The sequence below is a fragment of the Sphingopyxis alaskensis RB2256 genome, from assembly GCF_000013985.1.
GTDB lineage: Bacteria > Pseudomonadota > Alphaproteobacteria > Sphingomonadales > Sphingomonadaceae > Sphingopyxis > Sphingopyxis alaskensis.
This window is the reverse complement of the sequence record NC_008048.1, coordinates 703,047-717,548: the sequence shown is the minus strand read 5'-3', so window position 1 is coordinate 717,548 and position 14,502 is coordinate 703,047. Positions and strand designations below refer to the sequence as shown.

Annotated in this window: 16 protein-coding genes; 10 read left to right on the top strand and 6 right to left on the bottom strand. The window is 66.5% G+C overall.

Annotated features, from left to right (window positions below):
- Nucleotides 1-29 precede the first annotated feature (29 nt).
- Nucleotides 30-950 (top strand): C40 family peptidase, encoded by a 921-nt coding sequence (locus SALA_RS03550; protein WP_011541023.1) that lies wholly within the window; start codon nucleotides 30-32, stop codon nucleotides 948-950.
- 2 nt (nucleotides 951-952) lie between these two features.
- Entirely contained in the window at nucleotides 953-1,888 is a 936-nt protein-coding gene (gene argC, locus SALA_RS03545; RefSeq protein ID WP_011541022.1) for an N-acetyl-gamma-glutamyl-phosphate reductase, read from the top strand.
- Here argC and SALA_RS03540 read toward each other — a convergent pair.
- Nucleotides 1,882-2,097 (bottom strand): hypothetical protein, encoded by a 216-nt coding sequence (locus tag SALA_RS03540; RefSeq protein ID WP_011541021.1) that lies wholly within the window; start codon nucleotides 2,095-2,097, stop codon nucleotides 1,882-1,884. The genes argC and SALA_RS03540 overlap by 7 nt on opposite strands.
- A 179-nt stretch (nucleotides 2,098-2,276) precedes the next feature.
- On the opposite strand from SALA_RS03540, the gene SALA_RS03535 reads away from it, so the two are divergent.
- Entirely contained in the window at nucleotides 2,277-3,620 is a 1,344-nt protein-coding gene (locus SALA_RS03535) for a PQQ-dependent sugar dehydrogenase (RefSeq protein WP_011541020.1), read from the top strand.
- A gap of 105 nt (nucleotides 3,621-3,725) precedes the next feature.
- Here SALA_RS03535 and dnaN read toward each other — a convergent pair whose 3' ends face one another.
- Nucleotides 3,726-4,841, bottom strand: coding sequence for a DNA polymerase III subunit beta (gene dnaN, locus SALA_RS03530; protein WP_011541019.1), 1,116 nt, complete (start codon nucleotides 4,839-4,841; stop codon nucleotides 3,726-3,728).
- A 172-nt stretch (nucleotides 4,842-5,013) separates the two neighbouring features.
- Here dnaN and SALA_RS03525 point away from each other — a divergent pair, with 172 nt between their 5' ends.
- Nucleotides 5,014-5,514: a hypothetical protein gene (locus tag SALA_RS03525; protein ID WP_011541018.1), complete on the top strand. Its 501-nt coding sequence runs from the start codon at nucleotides 5,014-5,016 to the stop codon at nucleotides 5,512-5,514.
- On the opposite strand, the gene SALA_RS03520 is transcribed toward SALA_RS03525, so the two are convergent.
- Complete coding sequence (locus SALA_RS03520; RefSeq protein WP_011541017.1) at nucleotides 5,515-6,396, bottom strand: LysR family transcriptional regulator; 882 nt, start codon at nucleotides 6,394-6,396, stop codon at nucleotides 5,515-5,517.
- Between the two features lie 150 nt (nucleotides 6,397-6,546).
- Between SALA_RS03520 and SALA_RS03515 the strand changes: the two genes are divergently transcribed.
- The 4 genes from SALA_RS03515 to SALA_RS03500 all read left to right on the top strand — a co-directional run bounded on the left by SALA_RS03515 (nucleotide 6,547) and on the right by SALA_RS03500 (nucleotide 9,520).
- A complete protein-coding gene (locus tag SALA_RS03515) occupies nucleotides 6,547-6,876 on the top strand; it encodes a UrcA family protein (RefSeq protein WP_011541016.1) in 330 nt (109 codons plus the stop codon).
- A gap of 285 nt (nucleotides 6,877-7,161) precedes the next feature.
- Nucleotides 7,162-8,424, top strand: coding sequence for a 23S rRNA (adenine(2503)-C(2))-methyltransferase RlmN (gene rlmN, locus SALA_RS03510; protein WP_011541014.1), 1,263 nt, complete (start codon nucleotides 7,162-7,164; stop codon nucleotides 8,422-8,424).
- Nucleotides 8,425-8,651: 227 nt separating this feature from the next.
- Nucleotides 8,652-9,110: an outer membrane protein gene (locus tag SALA_RS03505; protein ID WP_011541013.1), complete on the top strand. Its 459-nt coding sequence runs from the start codon at nucleotides 8,652-8,654 to the stop codon at nucleotides 9,108-9,110.
- Nucleotides 9,111-9,196: 86 nt separating this feature from the next.
- Entirely contained in the window at nucleotides 9,197-9,520 is a 324-nt protein-coding gene (locus tag SALA_RS03500) for a YnfA family protein (RefSeq protein WP_011541012.1), read from the top strand.
- A 38-nt stretch (nucleotides 9,521-9,558) separates the two neighbouring features.
- Here SALA_RS03500 and SALA_RS03495 read toward each other — a convergent pair whose 3' ends face one another.
- Nucleotides 9,559-10,272, bottom strand: coding sequence for an arylesterase (locus tag SALA_RS03495; RefSeq protein WP_011541011.1), 714 nt, complete (start codon nucleotides 10,270-10,272; stop codon nucleotides 9,559-9,561).
- A 17-nt stretch (nucleotides 10,273-10,289) separates the two neighbouring features.
- Between SALA_RS03495 and SALA_RS03490 the strand changes: the two genes are divergently transcribed.
- The gene (locus tag SALA_RS03490) at nucleotides 10,290-10,991 is read left to right on the top strand and encodes an ABC transporter ATP-binding protein (RefSeq protein ID WP_011541010.1); all 702 of its coding nucleotides are present in this window, start codon (nucleotides 10,290-10,292) and stop codon (nucleotides 10,989-10,991) included.
- Between the two features lie 115 nt (nucleotides 10,992-11,106).
- Nucleotides 11,107-13,608 (top strand): ABC transporter permease, encoded by a 2,502-nt coding sequence (locus SALA_RS03485; RefSeq protein ID WP_011541009.1) that lies wholly within the window; start codon nucleotides 11,107-11,109, stop codon nucleotides 13,606-13,608.
- A 20-nt stretch (nucleotides 13,609-13,628) separates the two neighbouring features.
- Here SALA_RS03485 and SALA_RS03480 read toward each other — a convergent pair whose 3' ends face one another.
- A complete protein-coding gene (locus tag SALA_RS03480) occupies nucleotides 13,629-13,994 on the bottom strand; it encodes a type II toxin-antitoxin system VapC family toxin (RefSeq protein WP_011541008.1) in 366 nt (121 codons plus the stop codon).
- Nucleotides 13,991-14,437 (bottom strand): DUF7662 domain-containing protein, encoded by a 447-nt coding sequence (locus SALA_RS17445; protein ID WP_011541007.1) that lies wholly within the window; start codon nucleotides 14,435-14,437, stop codon nucleotides 13,991-13,993. The genes SALA_RS03480 and SALA_RS17445 overlap by 4 nt, the downstream gene beginning before the upstream one ends.
- Between the last annotated feature and the right edge of the window lie 65 nt (nucleotides 14,438-14,502).

The window sequence follows — 14,502 nt, the reverse complement described above, 5'->3', positions numbered from 1 at the left end:
GGCACGTGAAAGCAGAGAGCGGTGACAATATGACGGCAAGCCGCGTGCGGATGGGGCGCCCCGGCACCGTCGGCGCGGGCCGCGATCGCTTTGGCCTGACCGGCACGTCGCAGGCCTTCGATCCGCGTCTCGTCGCGATCCGCCCCGATCTGGCCGATATTGCGGTCGCCGGCACCTATTTCGCGCCGCATTATGCCGCCCCGATGATGCGGAGCGCCGTGCTGCCCGCCGCGGCGCTGCGCGCGGCGCCGTCGCTCGACGCCGAACAGACGAGCGAGTTGCTGTTCGGCGAAGGCTTTGCGCTGCTCGACCTGACCGGCGGCTGGGCATGGGGTTATTGCCTGGCTGACCATTATGTCGGCTATCTCGCGGCCGAAGCACTGGGCGCGCCGATCGCCCCTACGCACCGTGTTCAGATGGTCGAAGCCATGCTCCACAGCGCGCCCGATGCGGCGAGCGGCGGGCCCGGTGTGCTGCCGCGCGGGGCGCTCGTGATGGGCGAACCCCAAGGCGAGTGGCTCGTGACCTCGCACGGTTATCTGCCGCTCGCCGCCCTTGCAGAGGTCGGCCTGACCGAGAGCGACCCTGCCGGTCTCGCCGAAGATATGATCGGCGCACCCTATCTCTGGGGAGGTCGCACGACCAAAGGCATCGATTGTTCAGGACTGGTCCAACTGGCCTGGACCGCGGCCGGCATCCAGCTGCCGCGCGACACCGACCTGCAACTTGCCGCGCTCGGACCCGACAAGGATGTCGATGTCGACGAACTGAAACGCGGCGACCTTGTCTTTTTTCCCGGTCATGTCGGGATCATGGCCGACGAACGAACGATCGTTCACGCAAGCCAGCACTGGAACGAGGTGCGCGCCGAACCGCTTGCCGACCTGATCGCTCGGACGAGAGCCGAGGGGCACGAGGAGCCGGTGAGCGGCGCAAAGCGGCTTCACTAGCCATGGTCCAGAGCATCTTCATCGACGGCGCCGCGGGGACGACGGGCCTTGAAATTGCCGAGCGGCTCGCAGGGCGACGTGAATTCGCGCTGATCGCGCTCGACGCGGCCCGCCGCAAGGATGCCGCGGCGCGGCGCGAAGCCCTGAACGACGCCGATTTCGTGATCCTCTGCCTGCCCGACGATGCGGCGCGCGAGGCGGTGGCGATGATCGACAACGACCGGACCCGCGTGATCGACGCTTCGACCGCGCACCGCGTCGCGCCGGGCTGGACCTATGGTTTTCCCGAAGTCGTCGGGCATGATGCGGTGGCTGCGGCGGCACGCGTGTCAAACCCCGGCTGCTATTCGACCGGGTTCATCGCGCTCGTCGCGCCGCTGGTGCGCGCAGGCCTTCTGCCCGCCGACTGGCCCTATATCTGCCACGCGGTCAGCGGCTATTCGGGCGGCGGCAAGGCGCTGATCGAACGCTTTGAGGGTGACCGCGACATCGCCTGGCGCGGCTATGCGCTTGCCCTCGGTCACAAGCATGTGCCCGAAATGCAGATGCACTGCGGCCTGTCGGTTGCGCCGCTCTTTTCGCCCGCGGTGATCCCGGCGCATCGCGGGATGGTGGTCGAAGTGCCGCTGCCGCTCGGTGCCATGCCCCGCGCCGCCGCACCCGATGCGCTGCGCGCCGCGCTCGCCGACTTTTACGGCGCGAGCCCAATCGTCGCCATGGGCGATATGCCTGCGGACGGCGAAATGCTGCTGCGCGCGTCGGATGCGCGGGATGACCGCATCGAACTATTCGTCTTCTCCAATGCTGACGCCGACCAGGCGCGGCTCGTCGCGCGGCTCGACAATCTGGGCAAGGGCGCCAGCGGCGCGTGCGTCCAGAACCTCAATATCATGGCCGGATTGCCCGAAACCGCGGGGCTGCGGATTCAGGCTCAGTGAACTGTGTCGAGGACGTCGTCGACCGACAGATAGGTGATCAGCCGCTCGATCTGCCGCCAGCGCGCGAAATGGACATGGTTGCCCAACGCCCGATATTGTTCGGCGCGCGCCGCTGCCGCAAATCCGGCCTCTTCACCATGCAGGCTGATAAGCGCATTCGCGTCCTCGACCGCGGTGCGGTCGCTGAGAAAAGGGGCTGGCAGGTGCATCGGCTTCCTGGTCCGTGACTGGAACGCCTGCTCTACGCCCTGCCCCTCACCGCGCCGTTCCCAACCGTGATGAACGGCCGGGTAAGGTTAATCGACCGCGATGCAGGCTTGACCGCCCTCGCCGACCGCGCTTCGTTTCGCCCCTTTGCCGCCGCGCCTTGCCCGTGTAGACACGAGCCATGCGCAAGATCCTGAAATATGTCGGCCTCACCCTTCTGCTGCTGCTGCTCGTCGGTAGCGTCACCCTTTATATCATGTCGCGGCCCGATGTCGCACGCTTCTCGACCGCCGAGCTCAGCGGCCGCGTGCCGGTCATGGCCTCGCAGCGCACCGAGACTTTCCCGACGATCAACGTGCCCGAAGCGACGAGCTGGCCCGCCGGACAGGCGCCGAGCGCCGCCGAGGGGCTGACCGTCGGGCGCTTTGCCGAAGGACTCGACCATCCGCGTACGATTCTCGTGCTGCCCAACGGCGATGTTCTCACCGCCGAATCGCAAAGCCCGCCGCGCAAGGACGGCGGTGTGCAGGGCGCGGTGATGAAAAATCTGATGGGCAAGGCGGGCGCGGGCCGAAAGCCGTCGGCGAACCGAATCACGCTGCTCCGCGACGCCGACGGCGACGGCAAGGCCGAGCTGAAGAGCACCTATATCAGCGGACTTAATTCGCCTTATGGCATGGCGCTGGTCGGCGATACGCTTTACGTCGCGAACACCGACGCGCTGCTCGCCTTTCCCTATGTCGAGGGTGAGACGAAGATGAGCGGCAAACCTGTCAAGATCGTCGATCTGCCCGCCAAAGGCACCAACCGTCACTGGACCAAGAGCCTGACCGCGGCGCCGAACGGATGGTTGTATATCGGCGTCGGCGCCGATTCGAACATCGGAGAAGCGGGGATGAACCGCGAGTTTCGCCGCGCCAGCGTTCTCGAAGTGCGGCCCGAGAGCAAATATATCCGCACCTTCGCCGCGGGTATCCGCAACCCCGTCGGGCTCGCCTTCTATCCGGGCAGCGAGCAGCTGTGGACCGTGGTGAACGAACGCGACATGCTGGGCAGCGACCTGGTTCCCGATTATCTGACCGACGTCGACGAGGGCGATTTCTATGGCTGGCCCTGGTATTATTGGGGCGGTTTCATCGACCCGCGCGTCGAACCCGAGACCGAGGATCGGCGCCAATATGTCAAACGGCCCGCATATGGGCTGGGCGCTCACACCGCGCCGCTGGGCTTCACCTTCACCGAAGGCCTCGCACTGGGCGAGCGCTGGGCGAACGGGGCGCTGATCGCCCGGCACGGGTCGTGGAACCGCGATCCCGTCGCCGGCTATGACGTCGTGTTCGTCAAGTTCGGCGCGAACGGCAAGCCGCTCGATGCGCTGCCGATCACGCTGCTCGACCGCTTCCTTGCCGCCGACGGCAAAACCACCCGCGGCCGCCCGGCCGACGTCAAGGTCGCGAAGGACGGCAGCGCGCTGGTCGCCGACGATACCGGCGGGGTGATCTGGCGGGTTGCGAAGGCGGGGTAAGCCTGGCTTCATTTTCGTCATTGCGAACGAAGCGAAGCAATCCAGAGCGGTTTAAGCGACTCTGGATTGCTTCGCTTCGTTCGCAATGACGGGCTTGTTACGCGATCAGACCCGCATCGGCATCAGCACGTAAAGCGCCGGGCTTTTTTCGCTCTCGCGGATCAGCGTAGGGGCGTTGGCGTCGGCGAGGTGAAGTTCGACGCTGTCGCCATCGACCTGTCCCAAAATGTCGCTGAGGTAGCGGGCGTTGAAGCCGATCTCCATCGCGTCGCTGTCGTAGGCGGCGGCGAGTTCTTCGGCGGCGGTGCCGTTTTCGGGGCTGGTGACGCTGAGCGTGATCCGGTCCTTGTCGAGCCCGACCTTGACCGCGCGCGTCTTTTCGCTGGCGATCGTCGACACGCGGTCGACGCCCTGGAACAGGCTTTTCGGATCGACTTTCAGCAGCTTGTCATTCGCGGTCGGAATGACGCGGCTGTAGTCGGGGAAGGTGCCGTCGATCAGCTTCGACGTCAGGACCGCGTTGCCGAGCTGGAAGCGGATCTTGCTCGCCGACAGGCTGATTTCGACATTACCCTCCGCCTCGTCGAGCAGCTTGCGGATTTCGCCAACGCATTTGCGCGGAACGATCACGTCGGGCATCCCGGCCGCACCGTCGGGGCGCGTCACCGTGTAGCGCGCGAGGCGGTGGCCGTCGGTCGCCGCCGCCTTCAGCACCGGCCCCGTCGCATCCTCGGCAACGTGCAGGAAGATGCCGTTCAGATAATAGCGCGTTTCCTCGGTCGAGATGGCGAAGCGCGTCTTGTCGATGATCTGGATGAGCTCGGCGACGGGCAGTTCGAAATTGGTCGGCAGGTCGCCCTCGGCGATCACCGGGAAATCGTCGCGCGGCAAGGTCGGCAGGTTGAAGTTCGAGCGGCCGGCCTTGACCTGCACCTTGCCCTCGGCGGCGGCGAGGCTGACTTCCGATCCTTCGGGCAGCTTGCGCGCGATCTCGAACAGGGTGTGCGCCGATACGGTGGTCGTACCCGGCGTTTCGACCTTGGCGGCAATCGTTTCGACCACCTGCAGATCAAGGTCGGTCGCCATCAGCCTGAGTTGGCCCGTGCCGTCGGCTTCGATGAGGACGTTCGACAGGATCGGGATCGTATTGCGCCGTTCGACCACCGATTGAACGTGGCCGAGGCTTTTCAACAAGACTGCGCGTTCGATCGTCGCTTTCATTCTTAATCCGCCATCCTGTGTGCTTCGCGGGAGAAGTCCCTTGGGGGCAGAGCATCGGAGGCGATTCGTGCCCCGATTCCGGCCCCTGAAAATGCCCACCTTCCTTAACGCACGCCACGCGCCGTGCAAGCCATGCTTGCAAAGCATCGACAATCGCGCGAACGAGGTCGCAATGCGGCACTGGCCCCTTTCCCTGTTGATGCTGCTGGCAATGCCCGTCGCGGCCGCCGCTGCAACGGCGCCGGTCGCGCTCGGCATCTTCGATGGCTGGGGCGCCTTTCGCGACGCGACGCGGGCGCGCTGCTATGCGATTGCCGCGCCCTCGGCGACGATCGGGCAGCCCCAGGTCAAACCCTATGCCAGCGTCGGTTACTGGCCGAAATCGGGCATCCGCGGCCAATTCTACGTCCGGCTGTCGAAGGCGCGCGCAGAGGGACGCGACCTGCGCCTGACGATCGGCAGCCGCCGCTTCATCCTGACCGGCAAGGGCGTCCACGGCTGGGCGAGCGACGCGCGGATGGACGCCGCGATCCTCGCCGCGATGCGATCGGCGCCGAGCATGAGCGTCGAAAGCCGCGCGGCGGCGGGCGGCGCGATCGCCGACACCTATCGCCTGCGCGGCGCGGCGACCGCGATCGACGCGGCGGCGCTGGGCTGTGCGCGGATGAAATAGTTAATCGCGCGCCAGTCTGGTCAATTCCCTCGCCAGGAAATCGAGCACCAGCCGCACGCGCGGGACATGGCGCAGCCGTTCGTGGGTGAGCAGCCACAGCCCCGTGGTGTCGTCGCTCCTGGGCGGCAGACAACGGATGAGATCGGGTTCGCGGTCGGCAAGATAGGCGGGCAGCACCGACAGTCCCATCCCCGCGCGCACGCCCGACAGCAGGCCGGTCGCCGTGTCATATTGCATGACCACCGATTCCTCGAGCCCATATTGGCGCAGCCACGCGCGATAGGGCTCCCAGACGCCGCCGCCGCCACCGATGAAGGGATGCTTCGCGAGTTCCTCGCGCGTGTGCGGGACACCGTGGCGGTCGGCATAGTCGCAGCTGCAATAGACGGTCCACGCATTGTCGGCGATACGCCGCCCGACAAGGCCCGCGCCCGACGGCTGCTTGCTGCTGCGGATCGCGATGTCGGCGGCGCCGGCGGCGAGGTCGCGCGCTTCGTCGGACGTGTCGAGCTGGATATGGATGGCGGGATGTTCGGCGCGCAGGTCGCGCAGGATCGGCGGCAGGATCGTCACCGCGATGATTTCCATGACCGTCAGGCTGACCGTTCCGCCCGCATCGCGCGAGCGCGCGCTCGCGGCCTCGCCAAAGCGATCCGCGGCATCGCGGACCGCCACCGCGCTCGCCAGCATCGCCTCCCCCACCGGGGTGAGCGCATAGCCCGCCTGCCGCCGTTCGAAGAGCGTGACCCCGGTGGCCGCTTCGAGCGCGGCGATACGCCGCGCAACGGTCGTCTGGCTGACGCGCATCGCCTGGGCGGCGGCGAGCGTGCTGCCCGTTTCGGCGACGGCCAGAAAGGCCTTGAGATCGTTCCAATCGTACATGGCGCCTTGTGCATCATAATCGCCGCGCGCCCATTCTGCAATTTTGCAGAATGGGCGCGCAACATCGTTGCTCCCGCGGCAGCGGCGGCGGCTGGTATAAGAGCGTTACCGGCTTCCTCCCCTCCCTTAGCCGGCCGAAGGAGACAAAAGATGACAAAGCTTCTGATCCTCGCCACCGCCGCTGCCGCGCTCGTCGGCCAGCCCGCATCGGCCGAGCCCGCCCCCACAAGCCCCAGCGTCGCGGTCGCGCACGACGATCTCGACCTGTCCACCGATGCCGGGGTCAAGGCGCTCGACCGCCGGATCTGGCGAGCCGTCGTCGCGGTGTGCGGCGAAGCCCCCGGCTATGACCTCGCCGGCAAGAATGACGTCCGCCAGTGCCGCCGCGACACGCGCGCCCTGGCGTCGGCGCAGGCCGACGTTGTGATAGCGGGCGCCACCCGCAATCAGGCGATCCGGGTCAGCTCGATCCGCAACTGACCGCGAACCGAAGTTGCACGGTTCGTCAGCACCGGGGCCGCGATCAGGGCACGATCGCGGCCCCGGCTTGCTGCGGGTCCGGCGGGGTCTGATCCTGTCAGTGTGCGATGGGGCGGTTTTGGGGCGGTGAGTTGCCGTTCCTCCCCGTTCCGGGGAGGAGCGCAACGGCCGCAACCGACCGTTTCCGGACCTTGCAGGTTACGATCCTCCCCATCGCTTCGCGACAGGGAGGATTCTCGCGCGCAATTGCGCTTTTCTCCCTTCCCCACTATATCGCGCCGCATCATGCAGATTCCCGGCCATATCGACCCCGTCACGACGGGCACCGTCCCGCTGCGCGGGGGCAATCGTATCGACCTGGTCGGGCTCAGCCGCGATGCGATCGGCGGTGTGCTGGTCGAGGCAGGACTCGACGCGAAGGCGGCGAAGCTGCGCGCCAAGCAGATCTGGCACTGGATCTATCATCGCGGCGTCACCGATTTCATGGGCATGACCGACATCGCCAAGGCGATGCGCCCCTGGCTGACCGACCGTTTCATCATCGGTCGCCCGACAGTGCGCGAGGCGCAGGTGTCGAGCGACGGCACGCGCAAATGGCTGCTCGCCGCCGCCGACGGGCAGGAATATGAAATGGTGTTCATCCCCGACGCCGACCGGGGAACCTTGTGCGTGTCGAGCCAGGTCGGGTGCACATTGAACTGCCGTTTCTGCCACACCGGCACGATGCGCCTCGTCCGCAACCTGGGCGCGGGCGAAATCGTCGGGCAGGTGCTGCTGGCGCGCGACGCGCTCGGCGAATGGCCCAAGGGCAATATGGCGGGTTTTGGGGCCGGCTCCGACGCCGACCCGGAGGACGACGACGCCGACGACGATGCGGTCGGCCATTACACCGCCGACGGGCGGATGCTCACCAACATCGTGATGATGGGCATGGGCGAGCCGCTCTACAATTTCGACGAGGTCAAGGCCGCGCTGAAGATCGTTATGGACGGCGACGGGCTGGCCCTGTCGAAGCGACGCATTACGCTGTCGACCAGCGGCGTCGTGCCGATGATGGCGCGCGCGGGCGAGGAGATCGGGGTCAATCTGGCGGTCTCGCTGCACGCGGTGAGCAAGGAAATCCGCGACGAGATTGTGCCGCTCAACCGCAAATATGGCATCGAGGAATTGCTGCAGGCGTGCGCCGATTATCCGGGCGCGAACAATGCGCGGCGCATCACCTTTGAATATGTGATGCTGAAGGACAAGAATGACCGCGACGAGGATGCGCGCGAACTGGTGCGGCTGATCAAGCAGTATAAGCTCCCTGCAAAGGTCAACCTGATTCCCTTCAACCCCTGGCCCGGCGCGCCTTATGAATGTTCGACGCCCGAGCGGGTGCGCGCGTTCAGCAACCTGATTTTCAAGGCGGGAATCTCCGCGCCGATCCGCACCCCGCGCGGGCGCGACATCATGGCGGCGTGCGGGCAATTGAAGAGCGCCGCGACCAGGCCGACGCGCGCCGAACTCGACCGCATCGCCGAGGAAAAGCAGGCAGCGCTGGGCTGAACGCCCGCTCCTTCATCAACATACCTCCAGCAAGAACGTCGCTTTTCCAAGGGATTGGCCGCAACGTCCCTGCATAGCCATTCTATACCGTGTGGTAAAAATAACACAGATAAGAAAATTGTCACATTCTGAACGATCCGTTCATTGACGCGACAGGCGCCGACGCCATTTAGGGGCCGGGCCGCGACCCAAAGGGCGTGGTCCTGTCAAGAATGAAGGAACGAAAAATGAAAAAATTCGCAGTTGCAGCCGCTCTCCTCTCGGCCGCCCTCGCCTCCCCCGCCCTTGCGGCCCCCGGCGGCGAAGGCCGCGTGGAAGTTCGCGGCGGCCTGATCACCGGCAATGGCCAGGACGAAGCCACGCTCGGCGCCGCCGCCGGTTATGACTTCGACCTCGGCAGCTCGACCTTCCTCGGCGCCGAAATCGCGGGCGACAAGGTGCTCGTCGACGGCGCGAACGTCCAGTTCTCGGCCGGCGCGCGCGCCGGTGCCAAGATCGGCGCCAACGGCAAGCTCTACGCCACCGGCGGCTACACCTTCGGCGACATCGACGATCCCTATGTCGGCGCAGGCTACCAGCACAAGCTGGGCCAGAACCTGTACGCCAAGGGGGAGTATCGCCACCAGTTCATCGAGAACTTCGGCGACTTCGACAGCTTCGTCGTCGGCGTCGGTTTCGCTTTCTGATCCGTTCGGAAAGCGCCCGACACAGGAAGGGGCGGCCCGCGGGTCGCCCCTTTTCATTTGCGCAGCGCCGGGGCACGGTGCCGCGCATGACGGCTTTTGCATATATCGGCGCGGCGCTGGCGGAGATCGCGGGCTGCTTCGCCTTCTGGGCGTGGCTCAGGATGGACAAGTCGGTGTGGTGGGTGGTGCCGGGGATCGCCTCGCTCGCGCTGTTCGCTTACCTGCTCACACTGGTCGAGGCCGATCATGCGGGGCGCACTTATGCTGCCTATGGCGGCGTTTATATCGCCGCGGCGCTGCTCTGGCTGTGGGCGGTCGAGGGGGCGAAGCCCGACCGCTGGGATTTGATCGGCGCCGCGGTGTGCCTGGGCGGCGCGGCGATCATCCTGTTCGGGCCGCGGGGAGGTTGAGGCTCTGATCCTCCCTGTGGCGAAGCCATGGGGAGGATTTATTCCGCGTCAGGCAGCGCCTGCTCGACGAGCGGCGCGAGGGCGTCGGCCACGACCTTCACGCCCTTGGCATTGGGATGGAGATTGTCGCCGAGCATCAGCGCCTTATTGGTGACGACATTGTCGAGGATGAAGGGATAGAAGCTTACGTCATATTTCGCGGCGAGATCGGGAAAGATGGCGTTAAACTTGTCCGCATAGTCGCTGCCAAGGTTCGGCGCCGCCATCATGCCGGTGAGCAGTACGGGAATGTCGCGCCTTTGAAGCTCGGCGAGCATGGCGTCGAGATTGGCGCGCGTCTGGTCGGGGCCGATGCCACGCAGCATGTCGTTGCCGCCGAGCCCCAGCACGATGAGCGTCGGCTTCACCTTCGCATTGTCGAGCACATAGGTCAGCCGCTGGCGGCCCGCGGCGCTCGTATCGCCCGACACGCCGGCATTCTGAACGCGCGCAACGACGCCGTCGGCGGCGAGCGCGGCCTGAAGCTGCGGCGCCAGTCCTTCTTTGGGCCCAAGCTGGTAACCGGCGTAGAGGCTGTCGCCGAACGCAATGACGAGCGGTGCGTCGGCGGGAATCGCGGGGACGGCTTTCGCCGCCTTTCCGTCGTTCGTCGATGCCGGTGGCGCCTCCGCCGAGCCGCAGGCGGCAAGCGGTTGGCAAAGCGCGAAGACGCAACCATATATCAAGGCAGACCGCCATCCGGCCGTTTTCATTTCCAAAGGGTTCCTTCTTGACCGACGTTTCCCGACCTTCGCCGGATCTGGCGATTGCCGCTCATAATGTGACGCTGACCCTGGGGAGCGACAAGGCCCCCGTCGAAATTTTGCGCGGGGTCGACCTCGAGGTCGCCGCGGGCACGTCGGTCGCGCTGCTCGGTCCGTCGGGGTCGGGCAAAAGCTCGCTGATGGCGGTGCTCGCGGGGCTCGAACGCGCGAACGGCGGCTCGATCAAGGTCGCGGGGCTCGATTTCGCGGCGATGGACGAGGACGCGCTGGCGCGCGCGCGCCGCGGTCGCATCGGCATCGTGCTCCAGGCCTTTCACCTGCTGCCGACGATGACCGCGCTGGAAAATGTCGCGGTGCCGCTGGAACTGGCAGGAATCCCCGATCCGTTCGGCCGCGCCGCCGCCGAACTCGAAGCGGTCGGGCTCGGTCATCGCCTCGCCCATTATCCTGCGCAACTGTCGGGCGGCGAACAACAACGCGTCGCAATCGCACGCGCGATGGCGAGCGAACCCGCGATCATCTTTGCCGACGAGCCGACGGGCAACCTCGACACCGCGACGGGTCATGCGATCATCGAGCTGATCTTTGCGCGCCGCGCGGCGCTGGGCGCGACCCTGCTGATCATCACCCACGACCCCGAACTGGCCGAACATTGCGACCGGGTGGTGGTGATGCATGACGGCAAGATCGAGGAACGGGCGGCGTGACAACCGTCCCATTCCGCTCGCATCGAGCGAAGTCGAGATGCCCCTCGACCTTGCTCCGTTTCGATGGGTGTCTCGACTTCGCTCGACACGAACGGGCTGAGAGGGCGCAGCTCTGATGCTACCCCTCGCCTCACTCTGGCGCATCGCCCGCCGCGACCTTGCCGCGCGCATTCGCGGGCTGCGCCTGCTCGCCGTCTGCCTGTTCCTCGGCGTCGCAACGCTCGCGGCGATCGGCAGCCTGACGCGCGGCATCACCAGCGAACTTGAAGTGCGCGGGCAAACGATCCTGGGCGGCGACGTCGAGTTCAGCCTGCCGCAACGCGAAGCCACATCGGAGGAAATGGCCGCCTTTCGCCGCGTCGGCACACCGTCGGCCACCGTGCGGATGCGCGCGATGGCGAACGATCCCGACGGCGATGCGCTGCTGTCCGAACTGAAAGCGGTCGATAGCGCCTATCCGCTCTATGGCGCGCTGCGGCTCGAAAGCGGTGTGCGGCAGGGACCGCCGCCGCCGGGCGCGATCTGGATCGGCAAGGACATGGCCTCGCGCCTTGATCTCAAGGTTGGCGGGCAGGTCAAGTTCGGCGACAAATCTTTCCTGATCGACGGCATCATTGCCGAGGAGCCTGACCGGCTGGGCGAAGGCTTTACGCTGGGCCCGGTCGCGATCATCGGCCTTGACGACCTGCCTGCGACGCGGCTGATCCAGCCGGGCAGCCTATATGAAAGCAAATATCGCCTGCGCCTGCCCGCGAGCGCCGATCCCGAAGCGGTTGGCGAAGCGTTGACCGAACAATTTCCGGACGCCGGCTGGGACATCACCGATCGCAGCAACGGCGCGCCGGGCACGCGGCGCTTTATCGAACGCATGGGGCAATTCCTGTCGCTGGTCGGCCTCGCCGCGCTGGTGATCGCCGGGATCGGCGTTGGCAATGGCGTCGCCAGCTATCTTGCGGGCAAACGGCCGGGCCTCGCGACATTGAAAGTGCTCGGCGCCGACAGCGCGACGGTGCTGCGCATCTATGGGTTGCAGATACTGGCGGTCGCGACGGTATCGATCGTCGCAGGGCTGGCGGTCGGCGCACTTGCGCCCGCCGCGATCGGCTGGATCGCAGGCGACGTGCTGCCGGTGCGGCCTGGGTTCGCGCTCTATCCGCTGCCGCTTGGCGTCAGTGCCGCCTATGGCCTGCTCATCGCCATCGCCTTTGCCTTGCCGCCGCTTGCGGCGACGAAGCATGTGCCCGCGGCAGGGCTGTATCGCGCGACGGTCGACCGCGCGGCGCGGATCGACCGGCCCGCGCTCATTGCCGTTGCCGTGGCCTTTGTGGCAATCGTCGCGCTCGCGGTCGGCACCGCGCGCGAGCCGCTGTTTGCGCTGGGCTTCGTCGGGGCAGCGACCGGCCTGCTCCTGATTCTCGTTGTGCTCGGCTGGCTGGTGCGCCGCATCGCGAGCCGCCTGCCGCGTCCGCGCCGCCCGCTGCTGCGCCTCGCGCTTGCGAACCTGCACCGCCCCGGCGCCGCGACCGGCGCGCTTGTCGTCGCGCTCGGCCTGGGCCTCACCCTCTTCGTGACGCTCGCGGCGATCCAGACGAGCATCACCGCCGAAATCGCCCGCACCGTGCCGCAGCGCGCGCCGAGCTTCTTCGTGCTCGACGTGCCGCGCAGCGATGCGGCGCGCTTCCGCTCCATCGTGACGGAGGCCGACCCAAAGGCCGAAATCAACATGATACCCGCGCTGCGCGGCAGCATCACCGAGTTTGCGGGCAGCCGTGTCGACGAACTCGCCGAACTGCCCGAAGGCGCGTGGGTGCTGCGCGGCGACCGCGGGCTGACCTACAGCGCCAACTTGCCGAACGGCAGCGAGCTGGTCGGCGGCAGCTGGTGGGCGGCGGATTATGCGGGGCCGCCGCTGGTCAGCGTCGAGCAGGAGGTGGCGACCTCACTCGGCCTGAAACTCGGCGATACGCTGTCGGTCAATGTGCTGGGGGTCGAGGTCCAGGCAAAGGTCGCATCGTTCCGCACCGTCAATTGGGACAATTTCGGGCTGAACTATGTGCTGGTCTTTTCGCCGGGCACGTTCGATGCGGCGCCGCACAATATGGTCGCGACCATCGCCGTTGACGGCGCGGCCGAAGAAGATCTGGCGCGTCGCATCCCGCGCGCCTTCCCCTCCGCCTCGCTGATCGCGGTGCGCGATGTCGTCAGCCAGGTCACATTGCTCCTCACCCAGATGAGCCAGGCGATCGCCGCGGCGGCGAGCATCGCGATCCTCGCCGGCATCGCGGTGCTGATCGGTGCGATCGCCGCGAGCCGCGAACGGCGCGTCTATGACAGCGTGATCCTGAAGCTGCTCGGCGCCACAAGAGGCCAGATTCTCGGCGCGCAGGCGATGGAATATGCGGCGCTCGCGGCGGTGCTGGCGGTACTGGCCTTGGGGCTTGGCCTGATCGCGGCGCGCTATGTCGTCGTCAGCCTGTTCGAGTTCGGCTTCGCGCCCGACCCGCTGATCGTCGGTGCGACGCTGATCGGCGGCGCGGGCCTGTCCTTCCTGATCGGCATCGCGGGAAGCTGGCCCTTGCTGTCGGTGAAACCGGCGCAGGCGCTGCGGAGTCTTTGATCCTTATACGCGAGGTGGCGTCAGGGTCGATAAAGAAGGCCGAGCCGTTCCGCCTGTTCCGCGAGCCGCCGATCGCTCGTCCAGAGCCGTGCGGCGCCCAGCTCGGCGGTCGATGCCAACAGATGCGCATCGACCATGCCGAGTCCGGTGCCGAACAGGCGGTGGTTCGTTATGAAGTCGAGCAATCTTGCGCTTTCGACCACTGGCGCGGGCGAAAGCAAGCCGAGCATCGCGACGAACCGGTCGCGGCTCGCCAGCGAGCCGAGCGCCAGCTCGGCGGTGACGAATGGGTGCTGAACGATGCGGCCTTCGGCAAGCGCCAGCGCAAGCCCCGCATTGGCGCTGCGCAGATGATCGATCCAGACCGAACTGTCGATCAGGATCACGCGCCGGATCGCTCGCGCGGCGCCGCTGTCGCGCCGGGGTCGCTACCGCCCATCAACGCCAGCTTTCGTGCCGCCTCGCGCTGGATAAGCGCGCTGGCAGCCGCCCGCTCCAGCTCGCCGCGATCCCTGATGCCGGTGATACGCGCGGCTTCGGCCCACAAATCGGCCGCCGGTTGCTGAGCCGCCTGTCCCTGCGACCGCACCCGCTCGAACCCGATGCGCTCGCGTTTCTGATCGACGTCGCGCGTTTCCCATCCGGCTTTCACCCACGCCGCGGCCTGGCTGTGATTACCGCCGCTGTGATTGGCCCACCAGGCGCGGTGCTCGCGCGCGCTACTCGGCAAACGGAAGCCCAAAATGCGCTCGATCTCGGCAAAACTCGCATTCCATCGATCGCCGGGTAGCGCCCGAAGATGCTCGCCGAGCGGGTCATATTTGCCCATGACTCGCTCCTTTCGGATAGGAACATATACTATATCTACGCTGTGTCCATACAAAATATAGTAAT

Excerpts from the sequence above, each read along its gene's own strand:
- SALA_RS03550 (WP_011541023.1), top strand. The coding sequence starts at position 30 with ATGACGGCAAGCCGCGTGCGGATGGGGCGCCCCGGCACCGTCGGCGCG.
- argC (WP_011541022.1), top strand. The coding sequence starts at position 953 with ATGGTCCAGAGCATCTTCATCGACGGCGCCGCGGGGACGACGGGCCTT.
- SALA_RS03540 (WP_011541021.1), bottom strand. The coding sequence starts at position 2,097 with ATGCACCTGCCAGCCCCTTTTCTCAGCGACCGCACCGCGGTCGAGGAC.
- SALA_RS03535 (WP_011541020.1), top strand. The coding sequence starts at position 2,277 with ATGCGCAAGATCCTGAAATATGTCGGCCTCACCCTTCTGCTGCTGCTG.
- dnaN (WP_011541019.1), bottom strand. The coding sequence starts at position 4,841 with ATGAAAGCGACGATCGAACGCGCAGTCTTGTTGAAAAGCCTCGGCCAC.
- SALA_RS03525 (WP_011541018.1), top strand. The coding sequence starts at position 5,014 with ATGCGGCACTGGCCCCTTTCCCTGTTGATGCTGCTGGCAATGCCCGTC.
- SALA_RS03520 (WP_011541017.1), bottom strand. The coding sequence starts at position 6,396 with ATGTACGATTGGAACGATCTCAAGGCCTTTCTGGCCGTCGCCGAAACG.
- SALA_RS03515 (WP_011541016.1), top strand. The coding sequence starts at position 6,547 with ATGACAAAGCTTCTGATCCTCGCCACCGCCGCTGCCGCGCTCGTCGGC.
- rlmN (WP_011541014.1), top strand. The coding sequence starts at position 7,162 with ATGCAGATTCCCGGCCATATCGACCCCGTCACGACGGGCACCGTCCCG.
- SALA_RS03505 (WP_011541013.1), top strand. The coding sequence starts at position 8,652 with ATGAAAAAATTCGCAGTTGCAGCCGCTCTCCTCTCGGCCGCCCTCGCC.
- SALA_RS03500 (WP_011541012.1), top strand. The coding sequence starts at position 9,197 with ATGACGGCTTTTGCATATATCGGCGCGGCGCTGGCGGAGATCGCGGGC.
- SALA_RS03495 (WP_011541011.1), bottom strand. The coding sequence starts at position 10,272 with ATGAAAACGGCCGGATGGCGGTCTGCCTTGATATATGGTTGCGTCTTC.
- SALA_RS03485 (WP_011541009.1), top strand. The coding sequence starts at position 11,107 with ATGCTACCCCTCGCCTCACTCTGGCGCATCGCCCGCCGCGACCTTGCC.
- SALA_RS17445 (WP_011541007.1), bottom strand. The coding sequence starts at position 14,437 with ATGGGCAAATATGACCCGCTCGGCGAGCATCTTCGGGCGCTACCCGGC.